This window comes from Synechococcus sp. BDU 130192, from assembly GCF_963876085.1.
Taxonomy (GTDB): domain Bacteria; phylum Cyanobacteriota; class Cyanobacteriia; order Cyanobacteriales; family MRBY01; genus MRBY01.
In genome coordinates, this window is the sequence record NZ_CAWNNO010000006.1 from 26,422 (window position 1) to 43,597 (window position 17,176).

Annotated in this window: 21 protein-coding genes; 5 read left to right on the plus strand and 16 right to left on the minus strand. The window is 50.2% G+C overall.

All coding sequences use genetic code 11. From position 1 onward, the window contains the following. Positions 1-26 precede the first annotated feature (26 nt). Entirely contained in the window at positions 27-1,340 is a 1,314-nt protein-coding gene (hisD, locus tag AACT35_RS02500; protein ID WP_099238747.1) for a histidinol dehydrogenase, read from the plus strand. Here hisD and AACT35_RS02505 read toward each other — a convergent pair. Both AACT35_RS02505 and AACT35_RS02510 read right to left on the minus strand, forming a co-directional pair. After that, complete coding sequence (locus tag AACT35_RS02505; RefSeq protein ID WP_099238749.1) at positions 1,329-1,754, minus strand: hypothetical protein; 426 nt, start codon at positions 1,752-1,754, stop codon at positions 1,329-1,331. The genes hisD and AACT35_RS02505 overlap by 12 nt on opposite strands. Positions 1,755-1,778: 24 nt before the next feature. Then, the gene (locus AACT35_RS02510; RefSeq protein ID WP_012307660.1) at positions 1,779-2,168 is read right to left on the minus strand and encodes a hypothetical protein; all 390 of its coding nucleotides are present in this window, start codon (positions 2,166-2,168) and stop codon (positions 1,779-1,781) included. A gap of 153 nt (positions 2,169-2,321) precedes the next feature. On the opposite strand from AACT35_RS02510, the gene AACT35_RS02515 reads away from it, so the two are divergent. Beyond that, positions 2,322-3,074, plus strand: a complete 753-nt coding sequence (locus tag AACT35_RS02515; RefSeq protein ID WP_099238751.1) for a hypothetical protein — start codon at positions 2,322-2,324, stop codon at positions 3,072-3,074. 89 nt (positions 3,075-3,163) lie between these two features. Beyond that, complete coding sequence (locus tag AACT35_RS02520) at positions 3,164-3,715, plus strand: phycobiliprotein lyase (protein ID WP_099238753.1); 552 nt, start codon at positions 3,164-3,166, stop codon at positions 3,713-3,715. A gap of 9 nt (positions 3,716-3,724) precedes the next feature. Here AACT35_RS02520 and AACT35_RS02525 read toward each other — a convergent pair whose 3' ends face one another. Together AACT35_RS02525 and AACT35_RS02530 are read right to left on the minus strand one after the other, a co-directional pair. Beyond that, on the minus strand, positions 3,725-4,348 hold the full coding sequence (locus AACT35_RS02525) for a ribonuclease D (RefSeq protein ID WP_065716787.1): 624 nt from the start codon (positions 4,346-4,348) through the stop codon (positions 3,725-3,727). A gap of 52 nt (positions 4,349-4,400) precedes the next feature. Further along, positions 4,401-4,982 carry a DUF924 family protein gene (locus AACT35_RS02530; RefSeq protein ID WP_099238755.1) on the minus strand — a complete coding sequence of 194 codons (582 nt, stop codon included), beginning with the start codon at positions 4,980-4,982 and terminating at the stop codon, positions 4,401-4,403. A 67-nt stretch (positions 4,983-5,049) separates the two neighbouring features. On the opposite strand from AACT35_RS02530, the gene AACT35_RS02535 reads away from it, so the two are divergent. Further along, positions 5,050-5,988, plus strand: coding sequence for a serine hydrolase (locus AACT35_RS02535; RefSeq protein WP_099238757.1), 939 nt, complete (start codon positions 5,050-5,052; stop codon positions 5,986-5,988). Here AACT35_RS02535 and AACT35_RS02540 read toward each other — a convergent pair. The 12 genes from AACT35_RS02540 to grxC all read right to left on the minus strand — a co-directional run bounded on the left by AACT35_RS02540 (position 5,985) and on the right by grxC (position 15,494). After that, a complete protein-coding gene (locus tag AACT35_RS02540; RefSeq protein WP_099238759.1) occupies positions 5,985-6,425 on the minus strand; it encodes an OsmC family protein in 441 nt (146 codons plus the stop codon). The two genes, AACT35_RS02535 and AACT35_RS02540, sit on opposite strands and share 4 nt — an antisense overlap. Before the next feature lie 59 nt (positions 6,426-6,484). Further along, positions 6,485-7,900 (minus strand): GTP-binding protein, encoded by a 1,416-nt coding sequence (locus AACT35_RS02545; protein WP_099238761.1) that lies wholly within the window; start codon positions 7,898-7,900, stop codon positions 6,485-6,487. A gap of 44 nt (positions 7,901-7,944) precedes the next feature. Continuing rightward, positions 7,945-8,583, minus strand: a complete 639-nt coding sequence (locus AACT35_RS02550) for an LON peptidase substrate-binding domain-containing protein (protein WP_099238763.1) — start codon at positions 8,581-8,583, stop codon at positions 7,945-7,947. A 153-nt stretch (positions 8,584-8,736) separates the two neighbouring features. Continuing rightward, positions 8,737-9,054, minus strand: a complete 318-nt coding sequence (gene rpsJ, locus AACT35_RS02555) for a 30S ribosomal protein S10 (protein WP_002800099.1) — start codon at positions 9,052-9,054, stop codon at positions 8,737-8,739. A gap of 148 nt (positions 9,055-9,202) precedes the next feature. Continuing rightward, complete coding sequence (gene tuf, locus AACT35_RS02560) at positions 9,203-10,432, minus strand: elongation factor Tu (protein ID WP_030006678.1); 1,230 nt, start codon at positions 10,430-10,432, stop codon at positions 9,203-9,205. A gap of 22 nt (positions 10,433-10,454) precedes the next feature. Then, positions 10,455-12,536 (minus strand): elongation factor G, encoded by a 2,082-nt coding sequence (fusA, locus tag AACT35_RS02565; RefSeq protein ID WP_099238806.1) that lies wholly within the window; start codon positions 12,534-12,536, stop codon positions 10,455-10,457. Between the two features lie 216 nt (positions 12,537-12,752). Then, positions 12,753-13,223: a 30S ribosomal protein S7 gene (gene rpsG / locus AACT35_RS02570; RefSeq protein ID WP_012307671.1), complete on the minus strand. Its 471-nt coding sequence runs from the start codon at positions 13,221-13,223 to the stop codon at positions 12,753-12,755. A 224-nt stretch (positions 13,224-13,447) separates the two neighbouring features. Beyond that, the gene (rpsL, locus tag AACT35_RS02575) at positions 13,448-13,822 is read right to left on the minus strand and encodes a 30S ribosomal protein S12 (RefSeq protein ID WP_012307672.1); all 375 of its coding nucleotides are present in this window, start codon (positions 13,820-13,822) and stop codon (positions 13,448-13,450) included. An 82-nt stretch (positions 13,823-13,904) separates the two neighbouring features. Further along, complete coding sequence (locus AACT35_RS02580) at positions 13,905-14,234, minus strand: HesB/IscA family protein (protein ID WP_030006676.1); 330 nt, start codon at positions 14,232-14,234, stop codon at positions 13,905-13,907. A gap of 33 nt (positions 14,235-14,267) precedes the next feature. After that, on the minus strand, positions 14,268-14,663 hold the full coding sequence (locus AACT35_RS02585) for a phosphomannose isomerase type II C-terminal cupin domain (protein ID WP_062435131.1): 396 nt from the start codon (positions 14,661-14,663) through the stop codon (positions 14,268-14,270). Between the two features lie 52 nt (positions 14,664-14,715). Further along, on the minus strand, positions 14,716-15,192 hold the full coding sequence (tadA, locus tag AACT35_RS02590) for a tRNA adenosine(34) deaminase TadA (protein WP_198161457.1): 477 nt from the start codon (positions 15,190-15,192) through the stop codon (positions 14,716-14,718). Continuing rightward, on the minus strand, positions 15,189-15,494 hold the full coding sequence (gene grxC / locus AACT35_RS02595; protein ID WP_065711704.1) for a glutaredoxin 3: 306 nt from the start codon (positions 15,492-15,494) through the stop codon (positions 15,189-15,191). The genes tadA and grxC overlap by 4 nt, the downstream gene beginning before the upstream one ends. A gap of 252 nt (positions 15,495-15,746) precedes the next feature. Between grxC and ahcY the strand changes: the two genes are divergently transcribed. Continuing rightward, positions 15,747-17,123, plus strand: a complete 1,377-nt coding sequence (ahcY, locus tag AACT35_RS02600; RefSeq protein ID WP_099238765.1) for an adenosylhomocysteinase — start codon at positions 15,747-15,749, stop codon at positions 17,121-17,123. The last annotated feature ends 53 nt before the right edge of the window (positions 17,124-17,176 follow it).

Here is a 17,176-nt window from a genome sequence, read left to right on the forward strand (position 1 = left end):
TAAGCAATGAGTGATTGATATTTTCTATGCTGCGCATTCTCTATCAGCAGACTGATGCCCCTTCTGAGTTACAACGTATTGCGAACCGCACCTCCCATGATGTAGCTCTAACCCAAGAGGCGGCGGTGAAAGAGATTGTCACAGCGGTGAAAAATAGTGGCGATCGCGCGTTGGTTGATTTCACGGCAAAATTTGATCGCCAAACCCTCACCCCCGAAAAATTAAGGGTTTCTGCCGCCGAGCTAGATGCGGCCTACCAACAAATTGACCGTCCCCTGCTCGAGGCGATCCAACTGGCCAGTCGCCAAATCGAAGCCTTTCACCGCCAACGGGTACCCAAATCCTGGGTGCAATTTAGCCAAAATGATGTGGTTTTAGGGAAACGTTACACGGCTGTGGATCGAGCTGGTCTATATGTGCCAGGGGGCCGCGCGGCCTATCCGAGTACAGTGCTCATGAATGCGATTCCAGCAAAGGTGGCTGGTGTGCCAAAAATTGTGATGGTGACGCCCCCAGGGCCAGATCTCAAAATCAATCCGGCGGTTTTGGTGGCGGCCCAGGAAGCAGGCATTGAGGAAATTTATCGCGTTGGGGGAGCCCAGGCGATCGCCGCCCTCGCCTACGGTACCGAAACAATTCCGGCAGTGGATGTGATTACTGGGCCGGGGAATATTTTCGTCACCCTTGCCAAAAAGATGGTCTACGGTCGCGTGGGGATCGATTCCTTGGCAGGGCCTTCGGAAGTGCTGGTGATTGCAGACAATAGTGCAAATCCGACCCATGTAGCAGCAGATTTGCTCGCCCAGGCAGAACACGACCCCCTAGCAGCGGCGATCCTCCTTACCCCTGACCAAGAATTCGCCGAACAGGTACAAGCAGCGGTAGCCCAACAGTTAGAAAATCACTCCCGTCAAGAGTTAACCGAAAAGGCGATCGCCCACTATGGCCTCGTGGTGGTGGTGGATTCCCTGGAGAAAGCAGCGGAACTATCAAACTTGTTTGCCCCAGAACACCTCGAACTGGAAGTGGCAGAACCCTGGGAACTATTACCCTTAATTCGCCATGCTGGCGCGATTTTCCTGGGCCACTCAACCCCGGAAGCGGTGGGGGATTATCTCGCCGGGCCAAACCACACTCTGCCGACGGCTGGGGCAGCCCGTTATGCCTCGGCCCTGGGGGTAGAAACTTTTATGAAGCACTCCAGCATTATTCAATATTCTGCCAAGGCACTCCAAAACGTTGCCAGTGCCGTACAAACCCTGGCCGAAGCCGAAGGTCTACCCTCCCATGGGGATTCCGTGCGGTTACGGACCCAGAAAGGTCAATCTCTAGATCCCTAACCTCAGAAATTTGCGGAGATACAGGCCCCATTGGGCGGCTAATTCAATTTGGGTAAAGGGAATTTCGATCGTTTCTTGATCCTGGGTTTCGAGTAATAAAAAGGCTTTTCCCTGGCGGGGTAATTTTTCTGGTTCGTCTAAGCGATCAATCACTTGTTGATCAACGCGTAGGGCAATTTTTTGGATCGAGGCGATCGCCACCGTTTGCAGATCCACCATTCCTCGCCGGGTCGCTTTACCGTAGGTAATCTGACCATTGCGGTAACCTAGAATCGAATACAGATCATATTTCGCTTGATCAAAACCTTCGGCCCACCGTTGATAGGCCTCAATTTTTTGGTATTCGGCCCAACCGGCCCAGGCTAAGCCAATGAACAGTGCCAAGAGCGGCAGCCACAATAATCCCCTTTCCATAAATGATTCACACAGAAATTTTGTTTACGATTTTGCTGCTTTGGTTTCGATGAAACGACGTAAACTGAGCAGCGTTACTGTCTGACCCAAATTTAACGGTAACAGAGAAACGCCTTCTAAATGGGACTGGAGCCAGCCATCATCCCAAGACCACCCATGGAAACCGTCAATCCCCTGGCGCAATAGAAAGCGAATGCCGTGGTCATGGAGCGTCTCAACGGTGTGGTGAATCGGCACAACCCCAATCTGGGTCGTAAAGGTCGTCCCCGTCGTCAATTGGGCGGGCAGCTCCGGCCAGCGCTGCAACCAGAGCCATTGTTTGAGTTGCTGGGGCTGGGTTAGGCTCTCACGGATGGTCTGGCTAGAAGCGTTGATTTCGAGGCGAATGTTACTCTGCTGAAACTGTCCAAACATGCAAAAATTCTGGGCCTTCTCAAGGGAATGCCTATGATTATAACGAGGGATGCTCTGGTCATTGGAAACAAACGACCCCAAGCGCACGTCTTTAAAGACTGACCTATGTAAATCAGTTTTTCAGTTTAATTATTCAGTAAAGGGATATTTGCCATGTCTACTACTTCAATCTCTCCTGGGAAAACCGGCACCATTAGTTGTTTGAGTGCCTTGCTCTTGAGTACGGCGATCGCCCCCTTTGCTGCACTAAATCCAGCCCAGGCCCAACTTTTTCCACGCCAGTCGAACCGCAACACTACCATTCAACGCCAGGGCCAATATTACGGCCAAACGATCACCATTGCGCGGGGCACGAGTATTCCGGTGATGTACCCTGACGCCGAGCGCATTCTCGTGTCTTCTGAAGAAACCCTTGATTTGACCGTGGAAGTAGCCGCCAACCTGCGGGATCGCAATGGCCAGATTTTAATTCCCTATGGCACAGAAATTGAGGGACAAATTCGACCCGTGCGGGGTGGTTCCCAATTTATTGCTGAACGCTTGATTTTTGATAATAACGACACCCAGCGCATTTATGCTGAATCCCGAATCAATGATCGAGTTGAAAATATTAACCAAGGTGCCGATGGCGGTGATCTCCTAGAAGGGGCAGCGATCGGGGCTGGTGCGGCAGCGATTATTGCTTTGGTCACAGGCGATCGCAGCATTGATTTTGGGGAAATTCTCCTGGGTGGCGGCCTCGGTGCCCTGGGGGGTTGGTTGCTCGGCGGTAATAGCAGCGGTGAAGTAATCGCCTTTGATGCTGACCGTGACCTAGATTTAATCCTCAGCAGTGCCCTGAGCATCGAGCCTTACAACTATCGCACCCCCCAAACCGTGCGCAATGACGATTTTTACTGGGAGTAACTTACTGGGAATAACTGACTTTTGTCAGCCCTGGGGCAGTCCGGTATGATGGATCGAATTCTGACTTTTATCCTGTTGTAACTGTTTTTATGGATATCAACGCCTTTATCCATCAGAGTGCGGGCAATTGGTTCGCCCAGCGCACATTTTATCAAGCCCATCACCCGGAGCCTGATAATGGCAAAGCCAACTTAGCCTTTGAGCTACTGCCCCTCGATCACCCAGAGGTTAGCCGTTTTGCGGCGGCGATCGCCCAGGCTCCCAATGAACATTGGCGTGTCTTCCAGAGCAGTTGGGACACCTCCGTAGATTGGGGCAAACCGAAAGCGATTGGCAGTTCTTTATTTGCCTTTGTGATTAATCCCGACCAGCCGACCCAAGGGCAAGCCTTCAGCCTGGATGAGCGTACCCTTGCCCAGGGTCGGTATCGCCTTGGGGAAGATCAAATTTTGATCGTTACCCTGGAAGCGGGAGAAGTGAAAATTATCGAACGGCAATGGTTTGGCAATGAAAATCTCCGCCTCAGAACCAACATCGTCACGGGTAAAACAGGCGTTTTACAGACTGCTTTTTATTCAGAAATCCGTCGGATCATTGAACCCGAAAAAACTGCAGAAGTAACCGCTGAAGCCAGTAATTAACGAACGCTTTTAGTGCTCGAAAACATTGTCGTAAAAGGCAAGATCTAAACTAATAAAGGTGGGGAGACAACGGAGACATTCTTCCATCAGGGGCCAACGGTTTTCGCGCTGGAGCATGGCCGTCAACTTGTGCATCATCGGAATGAGATAGCGCACATCGTTTGAGGCGTATTTAAGCTGTTCCGTGCTGAGGGCCGCCACATTTCCCCAGTCAGAGCTTTGGGCTGATTTGTCTAGTTCGACGCCCATTAATTCTTTGACCAATGCTTTGAGACCGTGGCTAGAAGTGTAGGTGCGGCCCAATTTGCTGGCGATCTTAGTGCAAAAAAAAGGCCGAGTTTCGATGCCAAAGACATGGCGCAGTTGGGCAAGATCGAACCGCGCAAAGTGAAAAACTTTTGTGATTTCAGGGGCCTCCATTAGGGCTTTTAAGTTGGGAGCGGCGGTCTGACCCTGGGCAATGCGAATCGCACTGACATAGCCAGCATCATCACAAAGTTGCACCAGACAAAGGCGATCGCGGTGGGGATTGAGGCCCATGGTTTCGGTATCAACGGCGATCGCCCCAGATTTGAGGTAGCGTTCTAAAATTTCGGGGCTGAGGTCTTGGTCAAAAAGTGCAAATTGATCCATGGTTTCGGTCTAAGTTTGTAATAAAAAAATGGCGCAGTCGTTTTAGCACCCGTTAAAAGGAGGAACCTGGTTGGGCAAGGAAGTCCAATTCGGCCTCGGTGCTGGTGCGGCCCAAAATTTGATTGCGGTGGGGGAAACGCCCAAATTGCTGAATAACGTCAAAGTGGCGCTGGGCATATTCTAAAAAATCGCTGCCCATTGCAGTATTTTTTTCCAGTTGACGAAACAAGGCGAGAGATTGGTATTGATCATCAAGATTTTCGCTGTGCTCAAAAGGAAGGTAGAGAAATACCCGTTGAATTGGCCAAAGATCTTGATCAAATTTCTGGGCGATCGCCTGTTTCGCTAGGGTTAATGCTTGGGGATCTGTGGCAAAGGCTTGGGGATCACCACGAAAGAGATTGCGGGGCACTTGATCAAAAAGCAAAATTAAAGCCAAGCAAGATTCGGGGGCATCACGCCAGGTACTAAATTCTGCGGCGATCGCCCGTTGGTATAAGGGCCCTAGGGTTTCAGCAACGGCATTGTCAAATGCTTGGTTTTTGCGGAACCATTCTTTGCGGGGTTGACCATAATCCGGCGCATCAGGTCGGCCAAACCAAAAATTTAAGACCGTTTGCCAGGGTTCCGCCATCGATAACCGTGCCTCCCACTGAAAATATGCCAGAATCTTACCATTAATGTAAGCAAGGAGAGAGGGTGTGCCGTTCTATCAAAGTTGCGATCGCCTCACGGAACTAGGACAGCAAATTTTACAGACGACCTGGCGCAAATTTCCCAGCCTGAGTCCCGAACAAATCGCCCTAACGTGGTTGGTCTATGACAATCCGGTGGTGGTCAATACCGATGGTGCCCTTTCCCCGGAAGCCTTTTGGGAACATCCGGTGCGGGGTTTTCAATACCGGGGTGATGTGCGCCTTTATCCGGCGAGTGTGGTGAAACTTTTTTATTTAGTGGCGATCCATGAGTGGCTGGAGGGACGAATGCTCCAGGACAGCACCGAGCTAGAGCGGGCGATCCAGGACATGATCGTTGAGTCGAGTAATGATGCCACCAGCTACATTGTCGATAGCCTGACAGGGACAACCAGCGGCCCAGAACTCCCCCCAGAACCATTGCAAACCTGGAGCCACCAGCGCAACATTATCAATCGCTATTATCAGTCCCTCGGTTGGGCGGAACTCGCGTCGATCAATGTCAATCAAAAACCTTGGAGTAATGGCCCCTACGGTCGAGAGCGGCAGTTTTTGGGGGCAAACTATGAAAATCGAAATATGCTCACCACCAATGCGATCGCCCGGTTATTTCACAGCATTATGGGCGGCGTTGCTGTCTCCCGTGAACGGTGCCAAAGTATGATTCGCTTATTAAACCGCTCCCTTGATCCGGCAGATCTGCAGGAATTTGACGAGGAAAATCAAGTAACTGGCTTTTTGGGGGAAGTGCTCCCAGACGGTAGTCAACTGTGGTCGAAGGCGGGTTGGACGAGCCGCGCCCGCCATGATGCGGCCTACATCGAAGTGCCGGGGCAGCAACCTTATTTATTGGTTGTGTTCACAGAAGGGGAAGCCAATGCGAAAAATCGCGCCATTCTCCCTTTTATTTCCCAGGAAATCCTGGGGGCGATCGCCAATATTTAATGCACTTGAATGGTTGTCTCAAGGGAGACCGTGCCCAAAAGGGAATTGGTAATCAAACAATTGGCTTCTGCTTTATGGAGGAGGCGATCGCCCTTGGCGGGGTCACTCTCCGGGGGGATCACGAGGGTTGCGGTAATTTGGTAATGGGTGAACTGAGTCAAACGCTCCGCTTTTTCTAGGGTGCCCGCCACGGAACAATGCAAAGATTCCCAAGCAAAATTAGAAGCCCGGGCTGTCCCCCGAAAACTGAGGATAAAACAATCGGCGATCGCCGCTACCAATAAAGTTTCTGGCGACCAATATCCTGCTGGCCCGCCAAATTCTACAGGAGGAGCAGACTCCATGGCGTTCAGGCCAGTACTTTCGAGGGTGACGTTGCTAGTGTTGCTTGCCCTAGCCTGGACGGCGTAATAGTGGGGAAGAGGTTGGCTCGTCATTTTTTACTAAAGAATTATGTATCGATACAATCATGGTAGCGGTGATTTTCTGGGATGCTCTATTGGGGCTGTAATTTGGCCGTGAGTTCCTGGCGTAGTCGGTGCAAAATAGAGTCTCGATCCAAAGATTCAATGATGTTTTTAACGACGACTTTCGGATCAGCGTCCCCCCAGGAACCGCCATTGGCTAAATAGGTTTGGGTGCTTTTGCCGATAATTTGGGTCGTGAGTCCGGCGATCGCCCCTTGGGTCACTGCCACAGAAAGATAAGGCATGACCGATAATCCTCCCGTAAGTGGCGCACTAACCCCCAGGGCGGTTTTCAGGGAGCTGAGGCCGAGATTTGCCAGCACTTCCCCAAGGCTAATCCCCCCCATACTCAAGACAATTTTCTGGAGCAGGGCGATCGCCTCCCGTTGGTTTAAGGGCAAACCATACCACTGGGCCAAACGAATAATCAGGGCCACATCTACCACCGCCCCACTAAATACATCCACAACTGTCACGGGATTTAAAGCCACAGCAACCGCTTTGGTGAGCATCGCCCGTTCAATGAGGCGATCCGCTGCCTGGGCGCGCAATAGAAGTTTGCGTTGGGTCAGTTGGCCATGGAGCCGATCCACAAAGAGCATGGAATTGAGCGCTAAAAGGGCTTTTCCCTCCCGGTCGAGGATTTCAAGAATTTTCAACTTGAGATCAATTACATTCGCGGTGCCCCGTTCCCGAAGGATGTGGCGTTGTCCTGTGGCATCGGTAGTGATTTTGGTGATGAGAGGAGCCGCTGAAACCATGACAATTTCTGCGGGGGAGAGCAATTCTTTTACCCGGCGATCGCAGATGGTTTGGTAAATCAAATCTCGGTCAGTGCTGGGGTATTGATCTACCTTGTTAAAAACCAAGATCATCGGCTTACCCACATCCCGGAGCTGGGACAACGCTTCAAACTCGACCCGTGACATATCCCCAGCGATGACAAACAGCAATAAATCCATTTGCTTGGCAATCAGTTTAGCGAGCTGTTCGCGGGTTTCGCCGTTCACCTCGTCAATGCCTGGGGTATCGATCAACTCTAAACGTCCTTGACCTTCCCGAAAAAAAGTCGCCCGTTGAATTTTGCTATTAGCGATCGCCTCCGTCTGCAATGTCCAAGGCACCTGCTGAATATCCGTCGTGACACCATGGAGGGCCCCGGTCTGAAAAACCTCTTTCCCTAACAGTGCATTTAAGACCGAGGATTTGCCTCGTCCCACCAAACCAAAGGCCGCGATTTGCAGACGGGTTTGTTCTAATTTATCCAGCATCTGTGAAAGCTGGGCAATTTCCCCCTCTAGGCCCTGTTGTTCTGTCTGGGTGAGATCCAGATGTTGCAATGCCTGGCGGAGTACATCCTGGGCGTGTTGGTAATTGATTTCCGTTTGAATCTCTGAAAAGTTGGCGATCGCCCCTTCCAAATCCGTCTGTGACCAGTCCACCATCGCTTTAATACAACTTTTCCATGACTATCTAGGGACAATCTCAGTTATTCAAACACATCTTTCAACGCTGTTCTGGCCGCCAAATGATTTCTCGTAGAAGTCAAAATTTCCATCTCTCGCCGCAATCTTTCCTGGGTGTCTTGTAATTCCAACAGGGCCTGTTGCTCTTCCGCAACGCCATACAAACTACCCGCAATCCAAAAAGACAATTCCCGTGGCAGATCCGGCAATTCCTCTGGTAGCTCGAGATCTTGACCGGCGAGCTTAGCGGATAAACCCACCACATCCATTAACACCTGTTTCGCATCCACCGCCAAAGAAGATAAATTGCCTGTCGTGGGATCATCTTCGATCCATTCCACCAAACCGACCCGGTAGGGCTTTTCACGGACATAATCTAAAACCCGAAATCGCTGTTGGCCAATCGTCAACATTTTCATTCGGCCATCGGGTAATTTTTCACAGTGGACAATTTCTGCGCAACAACCCACATTGGCGATCGTGCCATCCACAGGATTGACCATTAATACCCCAAAACGTCGATCATGCTCCAAAATCGTGTTCATCATGATGCGGTACCGAAACTCAAACACATGGAGCGGTAAAGGCCGCGATGGAAACAGCACCAATTCCGGTAACGGGAAAAGCGGTAGTTCTCGGACAGCAACGGAAAAAGAGGTCATGGGCGGTGACAAATACGATCTGTTTATACTGTAGCGGATATACAAAACCTAAGGAAAACGGAAAGGGTCTTCCCCGAAATAAATTCAGAAAAGACCCAGATTGAATATCATTCAAAGATGACTTTTTAAAGGTTGAAAAATACTGGCCTTAGCCTAGAGTTTCACTTCAATATCTACCCCAGCCGGTAGATCAAGCTTCATCAAAGCATCGATGGTTTTAGAAGAGGGCTGGTAAATGTCAATAATGCGACGGTGAGTCCGGGTCTCGAAGTGCTCCCGGGAATCTTTATCGACGTGGGGAGAGCGGAGCACACAATAAATTTTACGTTTCGTGGGAAGAGGAATTGGGCCGATTGCCGTTGCGTTGGTACGGTTAGCGGTATCAACAATTTTTTCGCAAGATGTGTCGAGTAAGCGACGGTCAAATGCTTTCAAACGAATCCGGATTTTTTGCTGTTGCAGAGTTGCCATTGTTTTTATTTGTCAAGGTGCAGGATAGATTACAAATCACACGTCGAAAAAGCGACTGTGTAATTTTACCAAGCTAGGTTTTGAGCCTGAATGGGGAGTAGGCGTATGCTTTAAACCCGCTCCCCACCAGTGAATTCAGCCGTTAGGCTTACTTCAGGATCTTAGAAACGGTACCAGCACCGATAGTGCGGCCACCTTCACGGATCGCAAAACGCATCCCTTGCTCAATGGCAATGGGGTTGATGAGTTCTACGGTCATCTTGATGCGATCGCCAGGCATAACCATTTCAGCGCTAGAGCCATCATCGGCGGTGAAGGCAGAGATGGTACCAGTTACGTCGGTTGTCCGGACGTAGAACTGAGGACGGTAGTTGGGGAAGAAAGGCGTGTGACGACCACCTTCTTCTTTAGTCAAAACGTAAACCTCAGCTTCGAAGTTGGTGTGGGGGGTGATAGAACCGGGCTTAGCAAGGACCATGCCGCGCTCGATATCATCTTTTTGTACACCACGGAGGAGTACACCAACGTTGTCCCCAGCCATCCCTTCATCGAGGGTCTTCTGGAACATTTCAACACCAGTAACGGTGGTGCTGCGGGTGTCTCTAATCCCAACGATTTCGATGGTTTCGCCAACTTTAACGCGACCACGCTCGATCCGACCGGTGGCAACGGTACCACGACCAGTAATGGAGAAGACGTCTTCCACAGCCATCAAGAAAGGCTTGTCAACATCCCGCTCAGGAAGGGGCATGTATTCGTCAACGCTGTCCATCAGGGTCAAAATTTTGTCAACCCACTTGTCTTCGCCACGCTTGATATTGGGGTTAGCAACGAGGGCTTCTACAGCCTTGAGCGCAGAACCAGTGGTGATCGGAATATCATCGCCAGGGAAGTCATATTCACTGAGCAATTCACGAACTTCAAGTTCAACCAACTCAAGGAGTTCTTCGTCATCAACTTGGTCTTCTTTGTTCAAGAAAACAACAAGGCTAGGTACACCAACCTGCTTGGCCAAGAGGATGTGTTCACGGGTCTGGGGCATCGGGCCATCGGCTGCAGAAACCACAAGGATACCGCCATCCATTTGTGCTGCACCAGTGATCATGTTTTTCACATAGTCAGCGTGACCAGGGCAGTCAACGTGAGCATAGTGACGATTTTCTGTCTCGTACTCTACGTGGGCAGTGTTGATGGTGATACCACGCGCTTTTTCTTCAGGAGCCGCGTCGATATCTTCATAGCTCTTCGCTTTACCGCCACCTTGAGCCGCTAAGGCCATAGTGATCGCTGCGGTTAGCGTTGTTTTACCGTGGTCAACGTGGCCAACAGTACCAATATTGGCGTGGTCTTTGTTTCTTTCAAACTTAGCGCGTGCCATGAGTTTCGTTATTCCTTAATCGTTAAAAGTTTGCGTTCCCTTTGTTTTTTGCGATGATGGCTTCAGCCACATGGCGAGGCACCTCATCGTAGTTGCTGAATTCCATCGAAAAGATACCACGTCCTTGGGTTTTTGAACGGATATCGGTAGCGTAACCAAACATTTCTGCCAGTGGAACCTTTGCAGAAACCTTAGCCAGGCCTTCTTCGGAATTCATACCTTGGATGTTGCCCCGACGGGCATTGAGGTCACCCATGATGTCACCAAGGAATTCCTCAGGGACTTCGACCTCAACCTGCATGACGGGTTCTAGCACCACGGGAGAGGCCTGGTCAACGGCATTACGGATTGCGATAGAACCGGCAATCTTAAACGCCATCTCTGAGGAATCTACGTCGTGGAAAGAGCCATCAAGCAGGGTGGCTTTGAGATCAATCATCGGGTAGCCTGCGATGATACCAGATTCGCATGCTTCTTTCATCCCCTGTTCTACAGACGGGATGTATTCACGCGGAATGGCACCACCAACAATCTTTGATTCAAACGCAAAGCCACTGCCTTCATCTCCAGGTTCAATCTGGATGACAACATGGCCGTATTGGCCTTTGCCGCCACTCTGACGGATAAATTTACCTTCGGCATCTGCTTTCTGGCGAATTGTCTCCCGGTAGGCGACTTGGGGTTGACCGACATCTGCCTCAACTTTGAATTCTCGCAGCATGCGGTCCACAAGGATTTCGAGGTGAAGTTCTCCCATCCCTGCGATTACTGTTTGGTTGGTCTCCGGATCGACACTGACACGAAAGGTCGGGTCTTCATCGGATAGGGCTTGGAGCGCTTTAGAGAGCTTCTCCATATCTTGTTTGGTCTTCGGCTCGACGGCGACGGAAATGACAGGTTCTGGAATGTAGAGGGATTCGAGGATGATCGGGTCATTTGCCTCGCAGAGGGTGTCACCAGTCATTGTGTCACGCATGCCGATGACGGCACCGAGATCGCCGGCACGAAGTTCGTCAACTTCAATCCGTTCATTGGATTTGAGGACAATTAGACGAGAAATTCGTTCTTTTTGGTCTTTTGTGGAGTTGTAGACATAGCTGCCTTTTTCGATAACGCCGGAGTAGACACGGATAAAACTGAGTCTACCGTAGGGATCAGAGGCGATCTTAAAGGCCAAAGCGGCAAAGGGGGCTTCGTCATCGGCTGGGCGATCGCCTAGGGTGCCATCGGGGAGTTCCCCTTGGATGGGGGGCACATCTAGGGGGGAGGGCAGGTAATCGACAACGGCATCAAGGAGGAGTTGTACGCCTTTGTTTTTAAAGGCAGAGCCACACAGCAGGGGGACAATCGTCCCAACAATGGTTCCTTGCCGGAGTGCGGCCATGATTTCTGCTTCGGTAAAGGCTTCTCCTTCTAGATATTTTTCCAGGAGGCTTTCGTCACTCTCGGCGATCGCCTCGATCATAATCGTGCGATATTCAGCGGCTTTATCTTGTAATGCTGCGGGAATTTCTGTGATTTCAATGTCCTGACCAATATCATCTTTGTAGATATGGGCCCGCATTTTCACCAGGTCAATGATGCCTTGAAATTCGCTTTCGCTACCAATGGGAATCTGAATCGCGATGGCATTGGCTTTTAAGCGATCGCGGATTTGCTCGTAAACTTTAAAGAAATTTGCACCGGTGCGGTCCATCTTATTGACGAAGGCAATTCGGGGCACGCGGTACCGGTCAGCCTGACGCCAAACGGTTTCTGATTGGGGTTGCACACCACCAACGGAACAAAAAACTGCGATTACACCATCGAGCACCCGCATCGAGCGCTCCACTTCAATCGTGAAATCAACGTGTCCAGGGGTGTCAATAATATTAACTTTGTGGTTGCGCCAGCTCGTGCTGATCGCGGCAGCGGTAATTGTAATACCCCGCTCCCGTTCTTGTTCCATCCAGTCGGTCACTGCGTTGCCATCGTGAACCTCTCCGATCTTGTGGACAATTCCGGAGTAGAACAAAATTCTTTCAGTTGTCGTGGTTTTACCCGCATCAATATGCGCGGCAATGCCAATGTTACGGACTTGTTCTAGGGCGATGCTACGTGGCACGATGACCTCCTGCAAACTGATTTTCTAAAGGCGATCGCACAATCAAAAAAAATCTCTTTAAAGTGTGCGCGCCGAAAAATGATGATGAAAACAGTTGCTTAATACTTCTTAGCAATGGCGACTCATTATTATAGTCTTGCTGTTTCGTTTCGTCTAGCACCGGGGGATTTTTTGTTGTGAAAAACAAACTGAAATCTTCCCCGGCATAGATTGTTTTTAGTAGCGGTAGTGAGCGAAAGCCTTGTTCGCTTCTGCCATCCGGTGGGTATCTTCCCGCTTCTTGATGGCGCCGCCCGTTTCGTTGGCTGCATCCATCAATTCGTTGGCAAGCTTGATCGCCATGCTTTTACCGGAGCGTTGCCGAGCATAACCGATTAACCAACGGAGGGCCAAAGCAGTACCCCGGCCTTGGCGGACTTCCATGGGCACCTGGTAGGTTGCGCCACCAACACGACGGGCCTTAACTTCCACGAGGGGAGTCAGGTTACGGATTGCTGTTTCAAAGACTTCGATGGGATCGCTGCCAGTTCTTTCTTTGATGATGTCGAGGGCATCGTAAACAATCCGTGCTGCCAAGGATTTTTTGCCGCTTTTCATCACACGGCGGATAGTCATGCTGAGAAGACGGTTGTTGTACACGGCATCAGGCGGCACAACACGCTTTTTAGTAACTGAGCGACGAGACATATTTTTCTATGCTTTTACAGATAGAGGGTTTTCTTAGGGTGGTTGCGCTAGGTGGCCCAGGCGCAATTTTTAAAATAGGGGCAGCAATTTTATATAAAGGGAACACTCCACCGGTAGTCGTGAGCTTTGGGAGGTTCGCAACAAGCTTAAATAAATTCAATGGAGAATCTAAATCTAGGGAAAATTGGCGCTCGCAACTCTTGCCAATCATTCAACCGGATAGATTACTCTTTAGGACGCTTAGCACCATATTTGGAGCGGCCTTGCTTCCGATCCTTAACGCCAGTCGCGTCGAGGGTACCACGGACAATGTGATAACGGACACCAGGTAAATCCTTCACACGACCGCCCCGGATGAGGACGACGGAGTGTTCTTGGAGGTTGTGGCCGATGCCAGGAATGTAAGCGGTCACTTCAAAACCAGAGGTCAAACGCACACGAGCCACCTTCCGAAGCGCAGAGTTCGGCTTCTTGGGGGTGGTGGTGTACACACGGGTGCAAACGCCACGACGCTGGGGGCATTGCTTAAGAGCGGGGGACTTAGTCTTTTTCTTGAGCTTGTAGCGCTCTGAACGAATAAGCTGTTGGATAGTTGGCATGGACAATTGCCCTACGCGGATGGTTTAACGTAGGTCATTAACATTGACAAATTACAATCTTAGTGACAAAGATCGGCTACTGTCAAGGTTCTTTCTGAAAGGACTGACCACAGTTGCAGGTTTTGATTGTGTGGGGATTTTTAAACCGAAAGCTTCCCCCCATTAAATCTTCGGAGTAGTCAATGCTGAGGTCTTTGAGCTGCTCGGCATCATCGTGATTAATCAAGATGTTGATGTTGCGGATCGTTTCTTGGCGATCACCGCTCTGGGGTTCAGCATCTAGAGAAAATTGGTAGATGTAGTCTAAACAGCCGCCGGACTGCACAGTGATCCGGAGATAACTATCAGTCGCTTGGCGACTACGCTGGATACGTTTAATTTCTTGAGCGGCGCTCGGAGTGATTTGAATCATTTCAAAAAAAGAAAAGCCAATGGTAACCAAGCTCTACTGGCGAGCATAGTCATCCTGGAAGCGAATAATATCATCTTCGCCCAGGTACTCACCATTCTGCACTTCGATCAAGATCAAGGGCACAACGCCAGGATTTTGGAGGCGATGCTTGGTACAGGCCGGGACGTAGGTGGATTGGTTTGGGGTCAGGAGTTCAGTTTTGTCGCCACATTCAACGTGGGCCGTTCCAGACACAACGATCCAATGTTCACTACGATGGTGGTGCATCTGGAGACTGAGGCGATGACCGGGTTTCACTTCGATGCGTTTGATTTTGTAGCCTGGCCCTTCATCGAGAATCGTAAAAGTACCCCAGGGTCGAGAATCAGTGGGGCATGGTTGAGTTGGGGCCGTGGTGGTAGAGCTGCTGGATTGTCCCGTCAAGATCATGGGCACTCAAAAACCGTAGATAACAACATGAATACTTGCCTCCCATTATGCGTCAGGGACGGCAATTGTGTTGAAACCAATTCTGGAGAAGTTGCCGACATTCCATTGCTGCGATCCCGCCAAGAACTGGGAAAGAATGATTAGAAAAGGGAGCATCGGGAAAATTAGCCATACTGCGTAGAGCGCCTGTTTTCGGATCATCAGCACCATAAACGACTTGCTTAAGACGGCTGTGAATCATCGCTCCGGCACACATGGGACAGGGTTCGAGGGTGACATAGAGGGTGCAGTCCTGGAGATGCCAATCTTGGCGCATCTGGCTGGCGGCACGGATCACCAGCATTTCGGCGTGGGCGGTGGGATCTTGGGTTTTTTCTTTGCGATTACCACTCTGGGCAAGGCATTGATTTTTGCCATCAACAATCACAGCACCGACGGGGATTTCTCCGGATTGTCCGGCAACTTTTGCGAGGGCGATCGCCTTTTGCATCCAGTGATAATGGCGTTGATATTCTGCTTGGGTAATCACTGGCGTAGTAATACGTTGAGCTCACCTTTTTGTTCAAGGGCAAATAAATCTGTACAACCGCCGATGTGGGCGTTATTGATGAAAATCTGGGGAACAGTACGCTTGCCATTGGCCCGCTCTGCCATTTTTTTACGGGCAATCTCATCCCCATCAATTTTGTATTCCGTGAAATGTACTCCTTTAAAAAAGAGCAACATTTTCGCTGCAATGCAGTAGGGACAAGTCCGCCAAGTATAAATTTCAACCTTGGCATGAATCCCCGTTGCTTTTTTTCCAAATAGCGACTTCAGGCAATCAAACATTTTTGACGTTCTCCCATACCCTTAATTATTGCTCTGCCGCCAATTATGCCCATTCACACTCAACATGGAACTGACAAAGTCAATGGACTTAAGGTTAAACTTTAGAATACTTTAAACACTGCTGATCCTAAGGGAAAATTCTATCTGAGCCATGCGAGCGAGTGGCATGATGACCGGATCGATATATTTCTAGATCAGCCACAATATATTTTTAATCACCTTTCTCTGGACATTAAACTCAACAGCAAAACTATGAGCACTTCAACCCTCACCCGTGACTACAAGGTCGCCGATATTAATTTGGCAAGCTGGGGCCGCAAGGAAATTGCGATCGCCGAAGGCGAAATGCCCGCCCTCATGACCATCCGGAAAAAATACAGTGCAAGCAAGCCCTTAGCTGGGGCAAAGATTATTGGCTGTATCCACATGACCATTCAGACGGCGGTGCTGATTGAAACCCTGGTCGAACTGGGGGCCGAAGTGCGTTGGTCATCCTGTAATATTTTCTCTACCCAAGACCATGCCGCAGCGGCGATCGCCGAAGCCGGCGTACCCGTCTTTGCGTGGAAAGGGGAAACCGAAGAAGAATACATGTGGTGCATTGAGCAGACCTGCCGCACCCCTGACGGCGAACTTTGGGATGCCAATATGATCCTCGACGATGGTGGTGATCTAACAGGCTACATCCACACTACCTATCCCGAAATGCTCTCCCGCATCCATGGCGTCACCGAAGAGACCACCACTGGCGTCCACCGTCTCTACGAAATGCTCGAAAAGGGCGAACTAAAAATCCCCGCCATTAACGTTAATGACTCCGTTACCAAGGCGAAAAACGACAACAAATACGGTTGTCGCCACAGTTTAAACGATGCGATTAAACGCGCCACTGACCACCTCCTCGCCGGGAAAAAAGCCCTGGTGATTGGGTATGGCGATGTGGGCAAAGGTTCCGCCGCGTCCCTCCGTCAGGAAGGCATGATCGTCAAGGTCACTGAAGTCGACCCCATCTGCGCGATGCAGGCTTGTATGGATGGATTTGAAGTGGTTTCACCCTTCGTTAACGGCATCAACAATGGGCCAGAAAGCATCAATAAAGATCTCTTGGCGAATACGGATCTCTTGGTGACGGCCACCGGTAACTTTAATGTTTGCGATGCCAACATGCTCGCCGCCCTAAAGCAGAGTGCAGTGGTTTGTAACATTGGCCACTTCGACAATGAGATTGACACTGCTTACATGCGGAAAAACTGGCAGTGGGAAGAAATCAAGCCCCAAGTCCATAAGGTTTATCGCAGTGATGACCCCCAGGACTTTTTGATTCTTTTGGCAGAAGGTCGTTTGGTAAACCTCGGTAATGCAACGGGGCACCCCTCCCGGATTATGGATGGTTCGTTTGCTAACCAAGTGCTGGCGCAAATGTTCCTCTTCGAGCGTCAGTTTGCCAACCAAGATCCCAGTGAACGCAAGATTACGGTTGAGGTGTTACCGAAGCATCTTGATGAGGAAGTGGCTCGCTACATGGTGCAAGGTTTTGGCGGCGTGATCACCCAACTCACCCAAACCCAAGCGGACTACATCCATGTACCTGTGGCAGGGCCTTTCAAAACGGAAAGCTACAAGTACTAAAGCTTGATTTCTTTTTAACTTGAATAAATATGACAGGGGTTGACCCAGATCAA